The 16457-nt window shown below is 61.3% G+C and carries 14 protein-coding genes; 5 read left to right on the forward strand and 9 right to left on the reverse strand.

The window, feature by feature from the left end; genetic code table 11:
• The first annotated feature begins 11 nt into the window (after positions 1 to 11).
• From RL_RS17175 to RL_RS17185, 3 genes are read left to right on the forward strand one after another with little or no spacing between them, the layout of a single operon-like run.
• On the forward strand, positions 12 to 968 hold the full coding sequence (locus RL_RS17175) for a DMT family transporter (protein WP_011652825.1): 957 nt from the start codon (positions 12 to 14) through the stop codon (positions 966 to 968).
• 26 nt (positions 969 to 994) lie between these two features.
• Positions 995 to 2212, forward strand: a complete 1218-nt coding sequence (locus RL_RS17180; RefSeq protein ID WP_011652826.1) for a CaiB/BaiF CoA transferase family protein — start codon at positions 995 to 997, stop codon at positions 2210 to 2212.
• A complete protein-coding gene (locus RL_RS17185) occupies positions 2209 to 3867 on the forward strand; it encodes a thiamine pyrophosphate-binding protein (protein WP_011652827.1) in 1659 nt (552 codons plus the stop codon). Before RL_RS17180 ends, RL_RS17185 begins: the two co-directional genes overlap by 4 nt.
• Positions 3868 to 3906: 39 nt before the next feature.
• Here RL_RS17185 and RL_RS17190 read toward each other — a convergent pair whose 3' ends face one another.
• From RL_RS17190 to RL_RS17200, 3 genes are all read right to left on the reverse strand, one after another.
• Complete coding sequence (locus RL_RS17190; RefSeq protein ID WP_003541466.1) at positions 3907 to 4251, reverse strand: RidA family protein; 345 nt, start codon at positions 4249 to 4251, stop codon at positions 3907 to 3909.
• Between the two features lie 71 nt (positions 4252 to 4322).
• Complete coding sequence (locus RL_RS17195) at positions 4323 to 4661, reverse strand: TIGR01244 family sulfur transferase (protein WP_011652829.1); 339 nt, start codon at positions 4659 to 4661, stop codon at positions 4323 to 4325.
• A gap of 71 nt (positions 4662 to 4732) precedes the next feature.
• Complete coding sequence (locus RL_RS17200; protein WP_011652830.1) at positions 4733 to 5572, reverse strand: aldose 1-epimerase family protein; 840 nt, start codon at positions 5570 to 5572, stop codon at positions 4733 to 4735.
• Positions 5573 to 5935: 363 nt separating this feature from the next.
• Between RL_RS17200 and RL_RS17205 the strand changes: the two genes are divergently transcribed.
• On the forward strand, positions 5936 to 7336 hold the full coding sequence (locus RL_RS17205) for a L,D-transpeptidase family protein (protein WP_028740841.1): 1401 nt from the start codon (positions 5936 to 5938) through the stop codon (positions 7334 to 7336).
• A 74-nt stretch (positions 7337 to 7410) separates the two neighbouring features.
• Here RL_RS17205 and RL_RS17210 read toward each other — a convergent pair whose 3' ends face one another.
• From RL_RS17210 to RL_RS17235, 6 genes are all read right to left on the reverse strand, one after another.
• Positions 7411 to 8124: a ParA family protein gene (locus RL_RS17210; RefSeq protein ID WP_011652832.1), complete on the reverse strand. Its 714-nt coding sequence runs from the start codon at positions 8122 to 8124 to the stop codon at positions 7411 to 7413.
• A 500-nt stretch (positions 8125 to 8624) separates the two neighbouring features.
• The gene (locus RL_RS17215; RefSeq protein ID WP_011652833.1) at positions 8625 to 9776 is read right to left on the reverse strand and encodes an iron-containing alcohol dehydrogenase; all 1152 of its coding nucleotides are present in this window, start codon (positions 9774 to 9776) and stop codon (positions 8625 to 8627) included.
• A complete protein-coding gene (locus RL_RS17220) occupies positions 9773 to 11158 on the reverse strand; it encodes an aldehyde dehydrogenase family protein (RefSeq protein WP_011652834.1) in 1386 nt (461 codons plus the stop codon). The genes RL_RS17215 and RL_RS17220 overlap by 4 nt, the downstream gene beginning before the upstream one ends.
• 199 nt (positions 11159 to 11357) lie before the next feature.
• Complete coding sequence (locus RL_RS17225) at positions 11358 to 12722, reverse strand: glutamine synthetase family protein (RefSeq protein WP_011652835.1); 1365 nt, start codon at positions 12720 to 12722, stop codon at positions 11358 to 11360.
• Between the two features lie 145 nt (positions 12723 to 12867).
• On the reverse strand, positions 12868 to 14430 hold the full coding sequence (locus RL_RS17230) for an amino acid permease (protein ID WP_011652836.1): 1563 nt from the start codon (positions 14428 to 14430) through the stop codon (positions 12868 to 12870).
• Positions 14431 to 14549: 119 nt separating this feature from the next.
• Positions 14550 to 15320, reverse strand: coding sequence for an N-formylglutamate amidohydrolase (locus tag RL_RS17235; protein WP_028740666.1), 771 nt, complete (start codon positions 15318 to 15320; stop codon positions 14550 to 14552).
• Between the two features lie 178 nt (positions 15321 to 15498).
• Between RL_RS17235 and RL_RS17240 the strand changes: the two genes are divergently transcribed.
• Positions 15499 to 16371: a MurR/RpiR family transcriptional regulator gene (locus RL_RS17240; protein ID WP_011652838.1), complete on the forward strand. Its 873-nt coding sequence runs from the start codon at positions 15499 to 15501 to the stop codon at positions 16369 to 16371.
• The last annotated feature ends 86 nt before the right edge of the window (positions 16372 to 16457 follow it).

A 16457-nucleotide genomic window follows, 5' to 3' on the forward strand; every position in this document is an offset into this window, starting at 1 on the left:
GGGATTTCATCATGAACAGCACCTCCGCCCGCCCCGTTTCGTCCGCCTCCGACGTGACGATGGGGCTTGTGCTGATGTTTATCTCGGTGATGTTCTCGCCGCTCATCGATATTTTCGCCAAGCTTGCCATCGTCACAATCCCGTCCGCGGAGATCACCGCCGGCCGCTTCGCCGTGCAGGCGCTCTGCATGCTGCCGATTGTGATATGGCGGCGCAGCTTCGCCGATTTTTCCTGGCGCCAGAACCTGTTCCATGCCATCCGCGGCGCGATCATCACTGTCTCGATGATCTCCTTCGTCACCACGCTGAAATACATGGCGGTCGCCGACGCGATTGCGATCTTCTTCGTCGAGCCGATCATGCTGACGATCCTCGGCGGCATTTTCTTGAAGGAGACGATTGGCTGGCGGCGCTATAGTGCCTGCGGCGTCGGCTTCTTCGGGGCGATGCTGATCATTCAGCCGAGTTTCGAAGAAGTCGGCTACGTCGCGCTTCTGCCTGTCGTCAGCGCGCTCTGCATTGCCATCTTCGTGCTGATGACGCGCGTCCTCTCGCACAGGGAGGACCCTTGGGCGATGCAGTTCCAGATGAGCATCTGGGGCCTGCTTTTCTGCGCCATCCTGCTTTTCCTCGGCCAGGGAACCGGCTCCGATCTCTTCGATCCGGTCATGCCGGATGGCCGCGCCTGGTTCTATGTCGCCGGCGTCGGCGCCATGGCCGCGATATCGGGCATCCTCGGCGTCTATGCCTATCGCGCAGCACCAGCCTCGACGCTCGCACCGCTGCAATATTTCGAGATCGTCTCGGCGACGATCTTCGCCTGGCTGGTCTTTGGCGACTTCCCGGATGCGGTCAAATGGCTCGGCATCATGATTATCATGGCGTCGGGCTTCTACATTGTCTGGCGCGAGCGCCGCTTTGCATCGAAACCGGTATCCGGTACATCAGAGGCGACGCTGGCGCCCTAAATCTAAGAACGAGAGCCGGGAGGAACATGACGGAGACCGTGACGAAAAAACCGCCGCTTGCCGGCATCCGGGTGATCGAGCTTGCCCGTGTGCTCGCCGGCCCTTGGGCGGGACAGATGCTCGCCGATCTCGGTGCAGACGTCATCAAGGTCGAAAATCCCGACGGCGGCGACGATACGCGCCAATGGGGGCCACCCTTCGTCGAAGGCGCCGACGGCGAAAATCTCTCGGCCGCCTATTATCACGCCGCCAATCGCGGCAAGCGCTCAGTCACCGCCGACCTGAAGAGCGCCGAAGGCCAGGATCTCGTCCGCCGCCTCGTCTCCACCGCCGATGTGGTGATCGAGAATTTCAAGCTCGGCGGCCTCGTCAAATACGGGCTCGATTATGACAGCCTGCGCAAGGTCAACCCGAAGCTCGTCTATTGCTCGATCACCGGCTTCGGCCAGAACGGCCCTTATGCCAGCCTCGCCGGCTACGATTACATCGTCCAGGGCATGTCCGGCTTCATGTCGATTACCGGGGAGCCGGGCGGCCAGCCGATGAAGGCAGGCGTCGCCATCGCCGATATCTTCACCGGCATTTATGCCGTCGCGGCGATCGAAGCCGCCCTGATCCATGCCCTGAAGTCAGGCGAAGGCCAGTTGGTCGACATGGCCCTGCTCGACGTGCAATCGGCCGTGCTCGCCAATCAGAACATGAATTACCTGGTCTCCGGCGAGGCGCCGACCCGCCTCGGCAATGCCCATCCCAATATCTCGCCCTATGAGGTCGTGCCGACGGCGGATGGTTACCTCATTCTCGCGGTTGGAAACGACGGCCAGTTCCGCCGCCTCTGCACCATCCTCGGCCTGGAGACCATCGCCAGCGACGAGCGTTTCGCCACCAACAAGGCCCGCGTCGGCAATCGCGGCGAAGTGCGCCGCCTCGTCTCCACCGAAACGCTGAAATGGCAGAAGGCGGATCTGCTGAAGGCCTGTGAAGAGAACGCGGTTCCGTCAGGCGCAATCAATACGATCGAGGAAATGTTCGCCCATCCGCAGGTGCAGGCCCGCGGCCTGCGCATCGACCTTGCGGATGCCGCCGGCACCGTGATCCCCGGTGTCAGGACGCCTGTGGTGCTGTCGGAGACGCCGCTGCGTTATATCAGGCCGAGCCCGCGTCTCGGCGAACACCAGGCAGAAATTCTGGCGGAACTCGCAGAGCGCGAGAAAGGCATTGTCGTGAAGAAGGCATCGTCATGAAAAAAACCGGCGGGGAACTGATCGTCGAGGCGCTGAAGGCGAACGGCGTCCAGCGTCTCTCCTGCGTGCCCGGCGAGAGCTTCCTTGCCGTGCTCGACGCGTTGCGCGACAGCGATATCGACGTCCTCGTCTGCCGCCAGGAGGGCGGAGCGGCGATGATGGCGGATTGCTGGGGCCGGCTGACCGGCGAACCCGGCATCTGCATGGTGACCCGTGGCCCCGGCGCCACCAACGCCTCCGCCGGCCTGCATATCGCCAAACAGGACTCGATCCCGATGATCCTGTTCATCGGCCAGGTGCAGCGCGAAGCACGCGAGCGCGAAGCCTTCCAGGAGGTCGAGTTCCGCCGCGCCTTTACCGAATTCGCCAAATGGGTGGGCGAGATCGACGATGCGGCCCGCATTCCAGAGTTCGTCACCCGCGCCTTTGCGGTCGCAACCTCCGGCCGGCCCGGCCCGGTCGTGCTGACGCTGCCGGAGGACATGCTGCGCGATGAGGTCGAGGCACCCCGCGCCAGACACTATGCCAACGTCGAGGCCCATCCCGGCCGCCGGCAGATCGACGATTTTTATCTCCGCCTGCTGAAAGCCGAGCGGCCGATGGCAATCCTTGGCGGCACACGCTGGGATGCCGATGCCGTCGCCGATTTTCAGAGTTTCGCCGAGCGTTTCCAACTGCCTATCGGCTGCTCCTTCCGCCGGCAGATGCTGTTCGATCATCTCCATCCCTGCTACGCCGGCGATGTCGGCATCGGCATCAATCCGGCATTGGCAAAAGAGATCAAGGAAAGCGACCTGCTGATCCTGCTCGGCAGCCGCATGTCGGAGATGCCGTCCTCGTCCTATACGCTGATCGATATCCCCTACCCCCAGCAATCGCTGGTGCATATCTATCCCGACGCTTCCGAGCTCGGCCGCATCTACCGTCCGGATCTTGCCATCTGCGCAGCACCTGCCGATTTCGTGGCCGCCCTCGCCGATCTGGAAGCGCCGGCCGAACCACACTGGGCCGAGCGCACCGCGCGCCTGCACCAGGCCTATCTCGCCTGGTCGAAGCCGCCCTTGAGCGGACCGGGCGCCGTCCATATGGGGCCGATCATGGAATGGCTGGAGGCCAATACCGGGCCGGAGACGATCTTCACCAATGGTGCGGGCAACTACGCCACCTGGGTGCACCGCTTCCATCGTTTTCGCCGCTTCAACACCCAAGCCGCCCCCACCTCAGGCTCAATGGGTTACGGCCTGCCGGCCGCCGTCGCCGCCAAGCGGCTCTTTCCCGAGCGCGAGGTCATCTGCTTTGCCGGCGACGGCTGCTTCCTGATGCACGGACAGGAATTCGCGACCGCCATCCGCTACGGCCTGCCGATCATCGCAGTCGTCGTCAACAATGGCATCTACGGCACGATCCGCATGCATCAGGAGCGCGAGTATCCCGGCCGCGTCAGCAGCACCGATCTGACCAATCCCGACTTCGCAGCTCTTGCCCGCGCCTATGGCGGCCACGGCGAGACGGTGGAGACGACGGCGGATTTCGCCCCGGCCTTCGAGCGGGCGCGCGCCAGCGGCAAACCTGCAATCATCGAAATCAAGCTCGATCCCGAAGCGATCACGCCGACGCGCACGCTCTCGGAAATCGCGCAAACAAAAAGCCGGTGAGAAAACTCACCGGCCTTGAAGGATAGGGACGCTGCGACTTCAGTCGAGTGCGGCTGTGATGATGAACTCGACCTTGTATTTCGGCGCAGCGAGCTTGGCTTCGCTGGTGGCGCGGGCCGGCGGATTGGCCGGATCGATCCAGCCTTCCCAGACGGCGTTCATCTCGGCGAAATCGGCGATGTCGGCGAGGTAGATGATCGTCTGCAGGATCTTCGACTTGCTGCTGCCTGATGCAGCCAGCAGCCGGTCGACTTCGGCAAGCGAGGACTTGCACTGATCGGTGACGCTTTCGCCCTCGCCGACCTGACCTGCGAGATAGACTGTATTGCCGTGAATGACGGCGCCGCTCATGCGCGAGCCGACGTCGATACGCTTGATGCTCATCATAGTCTCCTGAGTGAATGGAAGGTGGAGGCGCTGAGGTTCAACGCCCGAAATGGCGCCCGGAACGGGGCTCAATTGCGGATATGGTGGGTCTTCTGGTAGATCGCCGTCGAGCGTGCGCCGGAACGGCAATAGCCGAGCATCGGCCGAGGGAATTCGTCGAGTGCGTCGACCATGCCCTGCACGGCTTCCTCGGTCACGCCCATCGGCCCAACAGGAACATGGGCGATATTCAGGCCGAGCTCCTTGGCGCGCGCCTCGATAACGGAGAACGACGTCTGGTCAGGACTTTCGTGATCGGGGCGGTGGCAGACGATCGATTTGAACCCCAGCGCCTTGATCTCGTCGAGCTCCTCAAGCGTGATCTGGCCCGAAACCGAATATTCATCGTCGATTTGGCGAACATCCATCGTCTTGTCTCCTCAAAAATCGTGGGCTGAAGGTCTACGACGGAGGTCTGCCAGCGTCAACAACACTTCGCTCACAGGAAGGCAAAGGTCAGCGCATAGCTGCGGCTCTCGCCGGGCGCCAGCATGTTGAACTCACCGGCTGCCTCAAGCTCGTCGCGCGATATCCACCGATGCGAAACCGGTTCGATGCCGATGATATGGGCCGGCGCCTTCTGGTTCCGCCAGACCTGCAGATGGGGCAGTGTGTCGACACGGAAACGCACCCGCAGCGTCCTGCCGCCGATTGCGGCGATCGGTCCGAGGCGGACCTCCGCGAACCCCTCCTCCGTCGCCGGCGCCGCGACGCAGAAGATGCCGCCGGGCTCCTCGCCGAACGTCCAGGGGAAACCGCCATTTTCCAGCATCCGGCCTTCGAGCCGCGTGCCCTCGTCCAGCCATTTGCCGCCGGTGTTCATGTGGTACATCAGGAAGGTCGGCACCGTCCGATCGCTCGTATTGACGACCCGGTCCTCGAGCCGCACTTCGCCGGTTGCCCCATCGATCCGCCACAGCCGCTCGATGCGCTGCGGCAGTCCCTCGACGGTGGTGATGTCGATATCGGCCCGGCATTCGGCATTGCCGTTCTCGAACTTCGTCCACAGCACCTTTGCCGCATGACCGGAGGCCGATCCGTGCAGCGGATAGACCTTGCCGTCGTCCCGGCCGGGAATCGGTTGGCGGTGGCGGATATGGTCCGGCCCGCAGGTGAACAGGAAGCCTTCGAGCGAGTGATCGATTCGCGGATCTCCGTCATCGGGAATGGCGCGTTTCGGCGCGATGTCGGCGCCTTCGACGATGCATCCGCCGATATCCAGCACCGATGTTTCGTCCAGCATCAGGCGCGGCCCGCTTGCGGCGACAAATTCGATCATCACGGTCTCCTTGGGGAATTGTCGGCGGCCCCTTAGAGCGCCGAGCGTCCTTTCGGACGTACAAAGGACGCTCTAACACTTTGAATCGACGCACCATGCTTTGCGAAAAACGGAATCGATTTTCGCAAAACATGATGCGCTAGCGTTAGGTTTCGGGCCGCCATTCGTCAATCGGCGTCGCCCGTATCTTGCGTTTTTGCAGCAACCGTGAATTTTGCGGAACTGACACAAGGACGCAAACGTTTATGAGTAAAAGGAAATCTTAGTGATTTTCATATTTTGTTCAGCACGCTTTCATAAATTCCACACTAGCGTCAAAATTGGCAGGTGTGTGTCTGCCAGTCACTGATCGAGGTATGATACGTGGATCGCTTTTTGAAGTCGGCATTTTGTCTCGCGGCCGTCCTGGCTGCTCTTGCGGCTACAGCGCCGCAGGCAAGCGCGCAGCAGTTCCGCGATCGCCGCCAGAGCGATATCGTGCTTGTGACGCCGAGCGGTGAAATCCTCGACTATGTTCCAGCCGGCTATATCTACGCCCGCGACCGTAGCGGCAATCGCGTCTTGATCGACGACTATGGCAACGTCGTCGCCACCGAGATGCGCGCCCGCGGCTACTATCCGCCGCGGCCCGGCCCGCGCGAGGTCTATAACGACCAGTACGGCAACGACCCCTATTATTCCGACAACAATCCCGATGGCGATACGCGTTATTCCGAGCGCGGCGCTGTCACCGGCGGCATACCGCGAGATGCCGCGATCGAGCGCCGGCCGCTCGGTGACCAGCTCTATCCCGAGGATAACAGCATCGGCAATCCGCAGCCCGGCGACGATTATGCCTCGATCGATCCCGACCAGCAGATCCCGCCCGCCGATCAGCCGAAGGCCGCACCCGATGAACCTGTCATCACGCTGAACAACAAATCGAAGCCGGAGATCGTCGCTTTGCAGGTCTTCCTCGACCGCGCCGGCGCCTCCCCCGGCGTCATCGACGGCCATATGGGTTCGAACGTCACCAAGGCGATCTTAGCCTACGATCAGATGACCGGCTCGAAGCTCGACCCGAACAACACAGACGCCATTCTGGAAGAGCTGCGCATGACCGGCGGGCTGCCCGTCGTCAGCTATACAATCACGCCTGCCGATGCGGCCGGCCCCTTCGTCGCCGAGATTCCGGAAGACTATTCGCATAAGGCGCTGCTGCCGTCGCTGGCTTACACCTCGACCACCGAGATGCTGGCCGAGCGTTTCCACATGGATGAGGCTTTCCTCAAGGAGATGAACCCCGGCGCCGACTTCACCGTTCCCGGCACCGTCATCAAGGTCGTCAATCCGGGCGAGCCGAAGAGCGGCGCGGTCGCCCGCATCATCGCCGACAAGGGCCGTAAGCAGGTCTTCGCTTATGACGGCGCCGGCAATCTCCTCGCTGCCTATCCGGCGTCGATCGGCTCCACCGATACCCCCTCTCCGTCAGGCACGGTCAACGTCGAGCGCGTCGCCCTCAATCCCGGCTACACCTACAATCCGAAGATCAATTTCCAGCAGGGCGCCAATGACAAAATTCTCAACATCCCGCCCGGCCCCAACGGTCCCGTCGGCACCGTCTGGATGGCTCTCTCCAAGCCGACCTACGGCATCCATGGCACGCCCGAGCCCTCGAAGATCGGCCGCACTCAGAGCCACGGTTGTATCCGGCTGACCAACTGGGATGCCACCGAGCTTGCCAAGATGGTCAAGCCGGGAGTGACGGTCGAATTCGTCGACTGAAATCATTCTCACGATAACAACGACAAGGCCGCCGGAACGCTCCGGCGGCCTTGTCGTTTCAGGTGGGGATATATTCAGGCGGCGGAGCGGACCATCGGGCTCGTCACGCGGGCGGATGCCGTCAGCCTCGCCGGCAGCTTGCGCATTATTTCTTCGGCAAAACAGGCAGCGTTTTCCCGGGCCTTGTCGAGATTGCTGACGCGTGTCGGATCGATCGTGTGCAACGTGCCGCCACAGTCGAAGATGTCGCGGAAGGCGGAGCGTTCGATGATAGCGGTATCGAGCACCGGCACATGCCGCTCGCTGAGCAGCGACTTGACGACTTGCAGCGCCCGCGTCGTCACCATCGAGTTGACGCGGGTGAGCACCACCGAATGGCCGATCTTGATGCCCGCCTTCTCATCCAGATACTGCAGCAGTTCGAGCACCTGCGCGCCGCCGCGTGCATCCATCGCACAGCCCTGGATCGGGATCAGCACATGGTCGGAAAGCCCGACGGCGGTGGCAAGCAGCGGATTGCGCGCACCCGGCAGGTCGACGATGAAATAGTCGGTATTGTGCTTGTTCTCGCTGATATGCAGCGGCAGCGACGCAGTCGTCACGAAATCGATCACCGAAACATTGGGCACATGGCCTGATATTTCGTGCCAGCGAGAAATCCAGTGCTGCGGGTCCGCGTCGAGAATGGTGACGCGATAGCCTATGCGGGCAAGCTCGGTCGCGAGCAAGAGAACAGCGGTCGTCTTGCCGGCGCCGCCCTTGGTATTTGCGAATGTGATGACAGGCATGTTCGGTCCTCGGAAGGAAAATGGTGCGAGCTGGAATCGCTCTTTTACGCACCCTCGGAGCATTGTGCGGTTAATGCATCCTTTCTAATTATGGTTAACAAATTCGAAACACGCGCGGCGAAATTGCAGCCGGTATTTTCACATCCCTAAAACTAGAGCCTTTCCGGGTTAGATTGAAGCATTCTGTTGGCTCAAACGGAGTCGGATGGTCGACCGGCCGGCGCGCGTCGTAGCCAAGCTCTACGGCCAAGCCGGCCGGTCGATCAGCCGGCCCGTTTCAGCCAACCCGAAGGGCCGGGCATCTTTCCGCCAGGGCAAAGGCGATCGGCTCGGACGTACCAAGGGGTATGCCCGTCGCCAATCGCCTTTGCCCTGACGAAAACCTGCTCCGGCAGAATGATTCAATCTAACCCGGAAAGGCTCTAGGGACGTTGCCGAAACGAAAAAAGGCCTGGAAACCGAGGTTTTCCAGGCCAGTCTGTTGGTCCGCTCTTATGTTGTCAGAAGCAATCCCTGAAAAGGGCCTTGGTATTTTCGAGCGTCATTGCAATCGGGTTGCCGCCAGCACTCGGATCTTCGATCGCCATGGCCGACAATTCGTCGATGCGGTCGGCAGCGATTCCCATTGCCGACAGCGTCTCCGGCACGCCGAGTTCGGAGCGGAGCTTCAGCACATAATCGTAGAACCCGTCGAAACCGCCCGAAATGCCGAGATAGGCCGCCGCACGGCCGATCTTCTCCTCGATCGCCTTGCGGTTAAAGCGCAGCACCGCCGGCATCACCACCGCGTTGGTCATGCCGTGATGGGTGTTGTAGACGGCGCCGATCGGGTGCGACAGCGCGTGAATGGCGCCGAGCCCCTTCTGGAAGGCGACCGCGCCCATGGCGGCGGCGGCCATCATGTTGGCGCGAGCCTCCAGATCCGTGCCTTCCCGATAGGCGCGCGGCAGGAATTCCTTGACGAGCCGCATGCCTTCGAGCGCGATGCCGGCTGACATCGGGTGATAGAACGGCGAGGAATAGGCCTCCAGGCAATGGGCGAAAGCATCCATGCCGGTGCCGGCCGTGATGATCTTCGGCATGCCAACCGTCAGTTCCGGATCGGAAATGACGACGCCAGGCAGGAACTTCGGATGGAAGATGATCTTCTTCACATGAGTTTCGGAATTGGTGATGACGCTGGCGCGCCCGACTTCCGAACCGGTGCCTGCCGTTGTCGGCACCGCGACGATCGGGGCGATGCCCTCGAGGCTCGCACGCGTCCACCAGTCGCCGATATCTTCGAAGTCCCAAACCGGCCGCGTCTGGCCGGCCATGAAAGCGACGCACTTGCCGAGATCGAGGCCGGAGCCGCCACCGAAAGCAACGACGCCGTCATGGCCGCCGTCCTTGAAGGCCCTGACGCCGGCTTCGAGGTTCTTCTCGTTCGGGTTTGGATCGACATCGGCAAAGATCGCCCGGCCGAGACCGGCATCTTCGAGGATATCGAGCGCAGTCTTGGTGATTGCCATCGAGGCAAGGCCACGGTCGGTGACGAGCAGCGGCTTCTTGATGCCGAGGCTTTTACAGGCGTCGGCCAGTTCCGCGATGCGGCCCCGGCCGAGCTTGACCGATGTCGGATAGCTCCAGTTTGCGGTGATGTTGCTGCTCATGCTGTGACTTTCTTCAGATGGAAGGATTTCGGGCGCGTCAGATTGTGGAAGCCGATGATCGACAGCGAGCCGCCGCGGCCGGTCTCCTTGACGCCGGTCCAGCAAAGCGCCGGGTCGAGATAGTCTGCGCGGTTCATGAATACGGTGCCGGTTTCGATCTCGCGGCCGAGCCTCCCTGCCCGCTCGGCATCCCTGGTCCAGAGCGAGGCCGTCAGCCCGTACTGGCTGTCGTTCATCAAAGCGAGTGCCTCCTCGTCGCTCTTCACTTTCATGATGCCGACTGCCGGACCGAAAGTCTCCTCGCGCATGAAGGCCATGGAGTGGTCGACATCGACGAGGATCTGCGGTGCGAGATAGGCGCCGCCGTCATCCTGGGGGAAAAGCTTGGGATCGACAAGCGCTTTGGCGCCCTTGGAAACCGCGTCGGCGATCTGCTCGCGCACCACCTTGGCGAAGCGCTTATGGGCCATCGGCCCTAGCGACGTCTCGGGATCGAGCGGATTGCCGAGCTTGTAGTTCGACACCCAGGCAACCGATTTCTCGACGAAGGCGTCATAGAGCGATTCATGCACATAGATGCGCTCGATGCCGCAGCAGCACTGGCCGGAATTATAGGTCGCGCCGTCCATCAGCGTATCGACGGCCGCCTCGAGATCGGCGTCCTCCATGACATAACCCGGATCCTTGCCGCCGAGTTCGAGGCCGAGGCCGGTGAACGTGCCGGCGGCGGCCCGCTCCATAGACCGTCCGCCTTCGACCGATCCGGTGAAGTTGACGAAATTGAAGCTGCCGGCGGCAATCAGCGCCGAGGTCGTCTCATGGTCGAGGAAGACGTTCTGGAACACGTCTTCGGGAACGCCGGCCTCGATGAAGGCCTGCACCAGCCGCTCGCCGACCAGCAGCGTCTGCGAGGCATGCTTCAGCACGACGGTATTGCCGGCCATCAGCGCCGGCGCGATCGTATTGATGGCCGTCATATAGGGATAGTTCCATGGTGCGACGACGAAGACGACGCCATGCGCCTCGCGCTCGATGCGGCGCTCGAAACGCTCGCTCTCCTCGACGATAACAGGCGCCAGCGCATCCGCAGCGATCGAGGCCACATAGTTGGAGCGCTCGTTGAAACCCTTGTATTCGCCGCCATACTTGACCGGCCGGCCCATCTGCCAGGCAAGCTCCGGTACGACGACATCGGACATCTCGTTCAGCCGCGCGGCACCCTTCAGCACCAGTTGCACACGCTCTTCGAGCGGCCGCTTCGCCCAGCCCTTCTGCGCCTTGCGGGCACGCGCCACGACATCCTTGGCCGCATCGAGAGAAAGGGCTGCACGCTCGGCATAGACCGAACCGTCAACCGGTGAAATGCATTGGATCATTGCCATGATCTGTTCCTGTCCTCGTATTCTTCAAAATTTGAGTGAGGCCGTGGCCCCTCATTCGCCTGCCGGCACTTCTCCCCGCTTGCGGGGAGAAGGGAATATGCAGCCGTTTTCTTCAACCGCAAACCCCGCGCGGGGCACGTCCCCTTTCCCGTTCAAACGGGGAGAGGGCTAGGGTGACGGGCAAGCCCGCAAATGCCTATTAAGCTCTTTCGAAACCGCGCGCCACTTCCCAATCGGTGATGCGGCGGTCGTATTCTTCCTGCTCCCATTCGCCGGCGCGCGTATAGTGGTCGATCACGTCGTCGCCGAAGGCCTTGCGCAGCATCGCCGATTCCGTCATCGCCGCCGTCGCCGCACGCAGCGTGCGCGGGATCTCGCGAACGCCCTTGCCGCCATAGGCGTCGCCGACGAAGGGCGCTTCGAGTTCGAGCTTGTTTTCGATGCCGTCAATGCCGGCGGCAAGCAGCGCGGCGAAAGCGAGATAGGGGTTGAGATCGGAACCGCCCACGCGGCACTCGATGCGGATCCCCTTGGTCTCCTCGCCGCAGAGCCGGTAGCCGGCGGTGCGGTTGTCCTTGCTCCAGATCGCCTTGGTCGGTGCAAACGTGCCGGCCATGAAGCGTTTGTAGGAATTGATATAAGGCGCCAGGAAATAGGTGATCTCGCTCGCATGGGCGAGAAGGCCGGCGACGTAGTTGTGCATCAGCGGCGACATGCCGTATTTGCCGGTATGGTCGAAGAACAGCGGCTTTTCCTCCAGGCTCCAGAGCGACTGGTGGATATGCGAGGAACTGCCAGCGGCATTGTAATTCCACTTGGCGAGGAATGTGATGGCCTTGCCCTTCGACCAGGCGATCTCCTTGCAGCCGTTCTTGATAATCGCGTGCCGGTCGGCCATGGCGAGCGCATCGGCGTAGCGCACGTTGATCTCCTCCTGGCCGGCCGAAGCCTCGCCCTTGGAGTTCTCGACCGGGATGCCTGCGCCCTGCAGCCCGGTGCGGATCGCCCGCATCACCTCTTCCTCCTTGGTGGTCTGGAAGATGTGGTAGTCCTCATTATAGGCGCTGGCGAGCTTCAGGTTGCGGTAGCCCGAGGCCTGCGCCGTCTCGTAGGTCTGGTCGAACAGAAAGAATTCGAGCTCGGAGGCCATGTAGGCCTTCATACCCATATCCTCGAGGCGCTTCACCTGCTTCTTCAGGATCGCGCGTGGAGAATGGGCGACCTCTTCATGCGTATGGTGGTCGAGCATGTCGCACAGCACCAGCGCCGTGCCTTCGAGCCAGGGAATGCGACGCAGCGTCGCAAGATCCGGCTTCATCGTATAGTCGCCGTAACCCTTCTCCCAGCTCGTCGCCTTGTAGCCGGAAACGGTCTCCATCTCCATGTCGGTGGCGATCAGGTAGTTGCAGCTATGCGTTTCCTTCCAGGCGCTCTCGACGAAATATTCCGCCTGGAAACGCTTGCCCATCAGCCGACCCTGCATATCCACCTGGCAGGCCAGAACCGTGTCAATGCGCCCTTCGGCAACATCCTTCCTGAGATCGTCGATTGTGTAGCTGCTCATGATTGATCCGCCTGAATTGAATTGAGAAAATCGGGGCAACGAAATCGCATGCGCTCGGCCGGACTTTGCGGCCTGATGCATTTTCGTTGAACCGGTGATGGGGCCGCAGGATGCGGCCCCGCCATTTGAGAGGGAAGCTCGATGCTTAGTGTTCGCCGCTTTCGCCGACGGCGGCTTCGGCGGCCGCGATCTCGGCCTGGCGCTTTGCCACTTCGGCACCGATCGGCGGCCCCTTGAAGCGGCGGCTTTCGAAGCCGAACCAGACGATTGCCGTCAGCAGGAGGAAGCCGACTGTAACGTAAAGCGCAGCACCGTTCGGCGGTTGGATCCCGAGAACGAAGATTAGCACCATCGCGATGATCGAGAGCACGGCAAAGAGCTTGAAGAGGCCTTCGCCGAGATTCCACGGACCCATCTTGTCCCACTTGGACGTACCCCAGGCGAAGAGGCCGAGCGTGATCGGTATCGCGAAGGAGAAGAACAGGAAGATGACCGTGCACGAGACGACGATCGTGTAAACCGGCGTGTCGCCGACTTTCATGAAGTCGAGTGAAGTGAACCAAACGAACAGCACGGACAGAATGGAACCCGCCCAGATCGCGGCCACTGGAGTACGGTATTGCGGGCTGACCTTCGAAAGCGCCTTGGAGGCCGGAAGGCCACCGTCACGCGAGAAAGCGAAGATCATGCGGGAAACCGAGGTGACGGTCGCAAGGCCGCACAGCCACTGGCTGACGAGGATCGCGAGGTAGAGGATGTCCTTCACGGTCGCGTTGACCTGTGTGTCCATCGCCCAGAAGAACACGTTCCAACCCTGCTTCGCAGCATCGTCCATGTTTGGCAGCATGAGAACGAAGGAGCACAGCATGATGTAGCCGAAGAGTGCCGACCAGAGCACGGAGGAAACCATGCCGCGCGGAACGGAGTGCGCCGCCTTGACGGTTTCTTCCGACGTATGGGCCGAAGCGTCGTAGCCGGTGATGGTATATATCGGCAGCAGCAGGCCGAGCAGGAAAACCCAGCTGCCCGACGTCGTCGGCCAGACATTGCCGCCCGCTTCGCCGGAATAGTTGGCGAAGGCGAAGAGCCGGCTGAATTCATAGGATGGGGCCGACAACAGGCACACCGCCGCAAGCGCGATGGCGGTTGCGAAAATCAGGTAACCCGAGAAGTCCGTCAGCTTTGCAGTCAGCCCAATGCCCATATGGTTCACGAGCGCCTGCGCGCCGGTGATGATGACGAGGAAGACGATCCGCACCGTGATGGTGTCCGCCAGACCGAGGTAGCCCGTGCCGAAGGACCCCATGAAGAAATAATAGGTGCCGACATTAATGGCGCCGAGAACGGTGACGAGACCAAGCAGGTTGAACCAGGCGGTCAGCCAGCCGGTGAAGCGGTTGCCGAGGATCGAGCCCCAGTGATAGAGGCCGCCCGCCGTCGGATAGGCGGAACTGATCTGTGCCATGGCGACGGCGAAGACCAGCGAGATGAAGCAGCCGACCGGCCAGCCGATGCCGATAGCAGCTCCGCCGGCACCGGAGGTTGCCTGCGCCAGCGAATTGATGCCGCCGGAAAGGATGCAGATGATGGAGAATGAAACGGCGAAGTTCGAGAACGAGCTCATTCGCCGTTCGAGTTCCTGGGCATAGCCCATGGAATGCAGGATGTGCACATCCTGCTTCTTGTCCAGTTCGGTATAGTCCGACATGACTTCCCCCTGTTCACGATCGGCCGCGGAATTGCGGGCCGATTCAGTGCCAATTGCCCGCGGCATTTGCGCCGTGCGGACGTTCGCAGTTAAACTGCTCCCTCGGGTCTTCTTTTTATTCAGGCGTCCAGACTTTGCTGGAGCAGCCCTTTCAAATAATCGGCCATGACCCCTTGGCCGATATCGTCTGCGATGAGGTCGTTGCGGACCTCGATCATCACATTGCGCAAGCCGTTCGAAAGCCCGTGCAGGATCAACGTGTGGGTCACGCCGTCCTCAGGCCCGTAAGGCTCGTTGCGTTCCGTTCTGTAAAGCGGCGCCGCGGCCGCTGCCCTCAGCATGCGGTCGGCGAGCCGGCTATCCTCATCGTGCAATATGCCGAGTTCGACCGCGCGTTCGCGGCCGTGATAGACCGGCGTGAAGCTGTGCATCGTCACGATGATGCTGTCCTGCCCCCTCGCCCGGCGATCGCGGATCAGCCCGCGAATGGCGTCGTGGAAAGGCACATAGAGCGCATCGGTGCGCGCAAGCCGTTCTTCGGGACTCAAATCCTTGTTGCCGGCAATGGCGTAGATCTCGCTGGTCTCCGGCATGGCGCCGGGTGAACTGGGCGGCCGGTTGCAGTCGTAGATAAGTCGGGAGAACCGCTGGTAAACGAGCGTCGCGTCCAGCGCTTCCGATAGGATGCGGGCAACCGCCAGCGCGCCAGGGTCCCAGGCAATGTGACTGGAGAGCGCTTCGTTGGGCAGGCCGAGATCGCCGAAAACGGCTGGAAGCGCATTCGAAGCGTGCTCGCAGATAAGAAGCACCGGGCTCCGGCCGTGGATACGTTCGATCCCGACGCAGTCACCGTCCGCTTCACTGAGGATTTTCGGCCGGGCCAGCACCAAAGGCGCCACTCCTATCCCTTAACAAATTCTTGATGAAGAAAAGAATTCTTCAGGTTTCAACCGGTGTCAAGCATCCACTGAAAATTTCTTTTCATGACAGTGGTTGACATGGATTATGACAGCGTTGTTAACTTTGAGTGGGAAAGTGGCGCCAGACCATCCCGGGGAGCATAGTTAGGTGACAGTTGCGTCGAAGACGGTTTCGGACGTTATACACTCGCATTTGGGGGTGTTGACGCGTGCCGAGAAGCAGTTGGCCGAAAGCCTTCTCGACAATTATCCGGTTTCCGGCCTCGGCAGCATCACCACGATTGCCGAGAATGCCGGCGTCTCGACTCCGACCGTCGTGCGCATGGTGCAGAAGCTTGGCTTCAAGGGCTATCCGGACTTTCAGGCGCATCTCCATCAGGAAGTCGAGGCGACGATCTCGAACCCGATCGCCAAGCACGATCGCTGGGCGCAGAACGCACCAGGCACCCATATTCTCAACCGTTTCGCCGATGCCATCATGGGCAATCTGCGCCAGACGCTGACCGATCTCGACACCGCGACGTTCGACAGCGTCGCCGCGCTGCTTTCCGACCGCAAGCGCGGCCTTTATTTCGTCGGCGGCCGCATCACCGGCGCGCTTGCCGAATATTTCTTCACCCATATGCAGGTGATCCGGCCGGCAACGACGCTGCTATCGTCGAATTCCAGCAGCTGGCCGCAATATGTCCTCAACATGAATGCCGGCGACATCCTGATCATTTTCGACATCCGCCGCTATGAGCAGGAAATGGTGAGCCTTGCGACTGCCGCTCGCAAACGCGGCGCCGAAATCATCGTCTTCACCGACCAGTGGGGCTCGCCGGCCGCCAAGCTCGCCAGGCATGCCTTCCGCGTTCGGATCGAGGCGCCGTCGGCCTGGGATTCCTCCGTCGTCACCCTTTTCATCGTCGAAGCGCTGATCGAGGCCGTTCAGAATTCGACCTGGGACGAGACGAAGGAGCGCATGAAGACACTGGAAGGCCTGTTCGAGGAGACCAAGCTTTTCCGTAAACCGGGTTAGGAGGACAAGACTAAAACAGAAGAAAAACAATGGCGGATTTTTCGTGGAAACAGACGGTGTTGTCGCAAATAAAACATTTGTCGCAA

It is taken from the genome of Rhizobium johnstonii 3841 (genome assembly GCF_000009265.1).
Lineage (GTDB): Bacteria > Pseudomonadota > Alphaproteobacteria > Rhizobiales > Rhizobiaceae > Rhizobium > Rhizobium acaciae.

Coding starts and splice junctions, on each gene's coding strand:
- RL_RS17175 (WP_011652825.1), top strand. CDS start 12: ATGAACAGCACCTCCGCCCGCCCCGTTTCGTCCGCCTCCGACGTGACG.
- RL_RS17180 (WP_011652826.1), top strand. CDS start 995: ATGACGGAGACCGTGACGAAAAAACCGCCGCTTGCCGGCATCCGGGTG.
- RL_RS17185 (WP_011652827.1), top strand. CDS start 2,209: ATGAAAAAAACCGGCGGGGAACTGATCGTCGAGGCGCTGAAGGCGAAC.
- RL_RS17190 (WP_003541466.1), bottom strand. CDS start 4,251: ATGAGCATCAAGCGTATCGACGTCGGCTCGCGCATGAGCGGCGCCGTC.
- RL_RS17195 (WP_011652829.1), bottom strand. CDS start 4,661: ATGGATGTTCGCCAAATCGACGATGAATATTCGGTTTCGGGCCAGATC.
- RL_RS17200 (WP_011652830.1), bottom strand. CDS start 5,572: ATGATCGAATTTGTCGCCGCAAGCGGGCCGCGCCTGATGCTGGACGAA.
- RL_RS17210 (WP_011652832.1), bottom strand. CDS start 8,124: ATGCCTGTCATCACATTCGCAAATACCAAGGGCGGCGCCGGCAAGACG.
- RL_RS17215 (WP_011652833.1), bottom strand. CDS start 9,776: ATGAGCAGCAACATCACCGCAAACTGGAGCTATCCGACATCGGTCAAG.
- RL_RS17220 (WP_011652834.1), bottom strand. CDS start 11,158: ATGGCAATGATCCAATGCATTTCACCGGTTGACGGTTCGGTCTATGCC.
- RL_RS17225 (WP_011652835.1), bottom strand. CDS start 12,722: ATGAGCAGCTACACAATCGACGATCTCAGGAAGGATGTTGCCGAAGGG.
- RL_RS17230 (WP_011652836.1), bottom strand. CDS start 14,430: ATGTCGGACTATACCGAACTGGACAAGAAGCAGGATGTGCACATCCTG.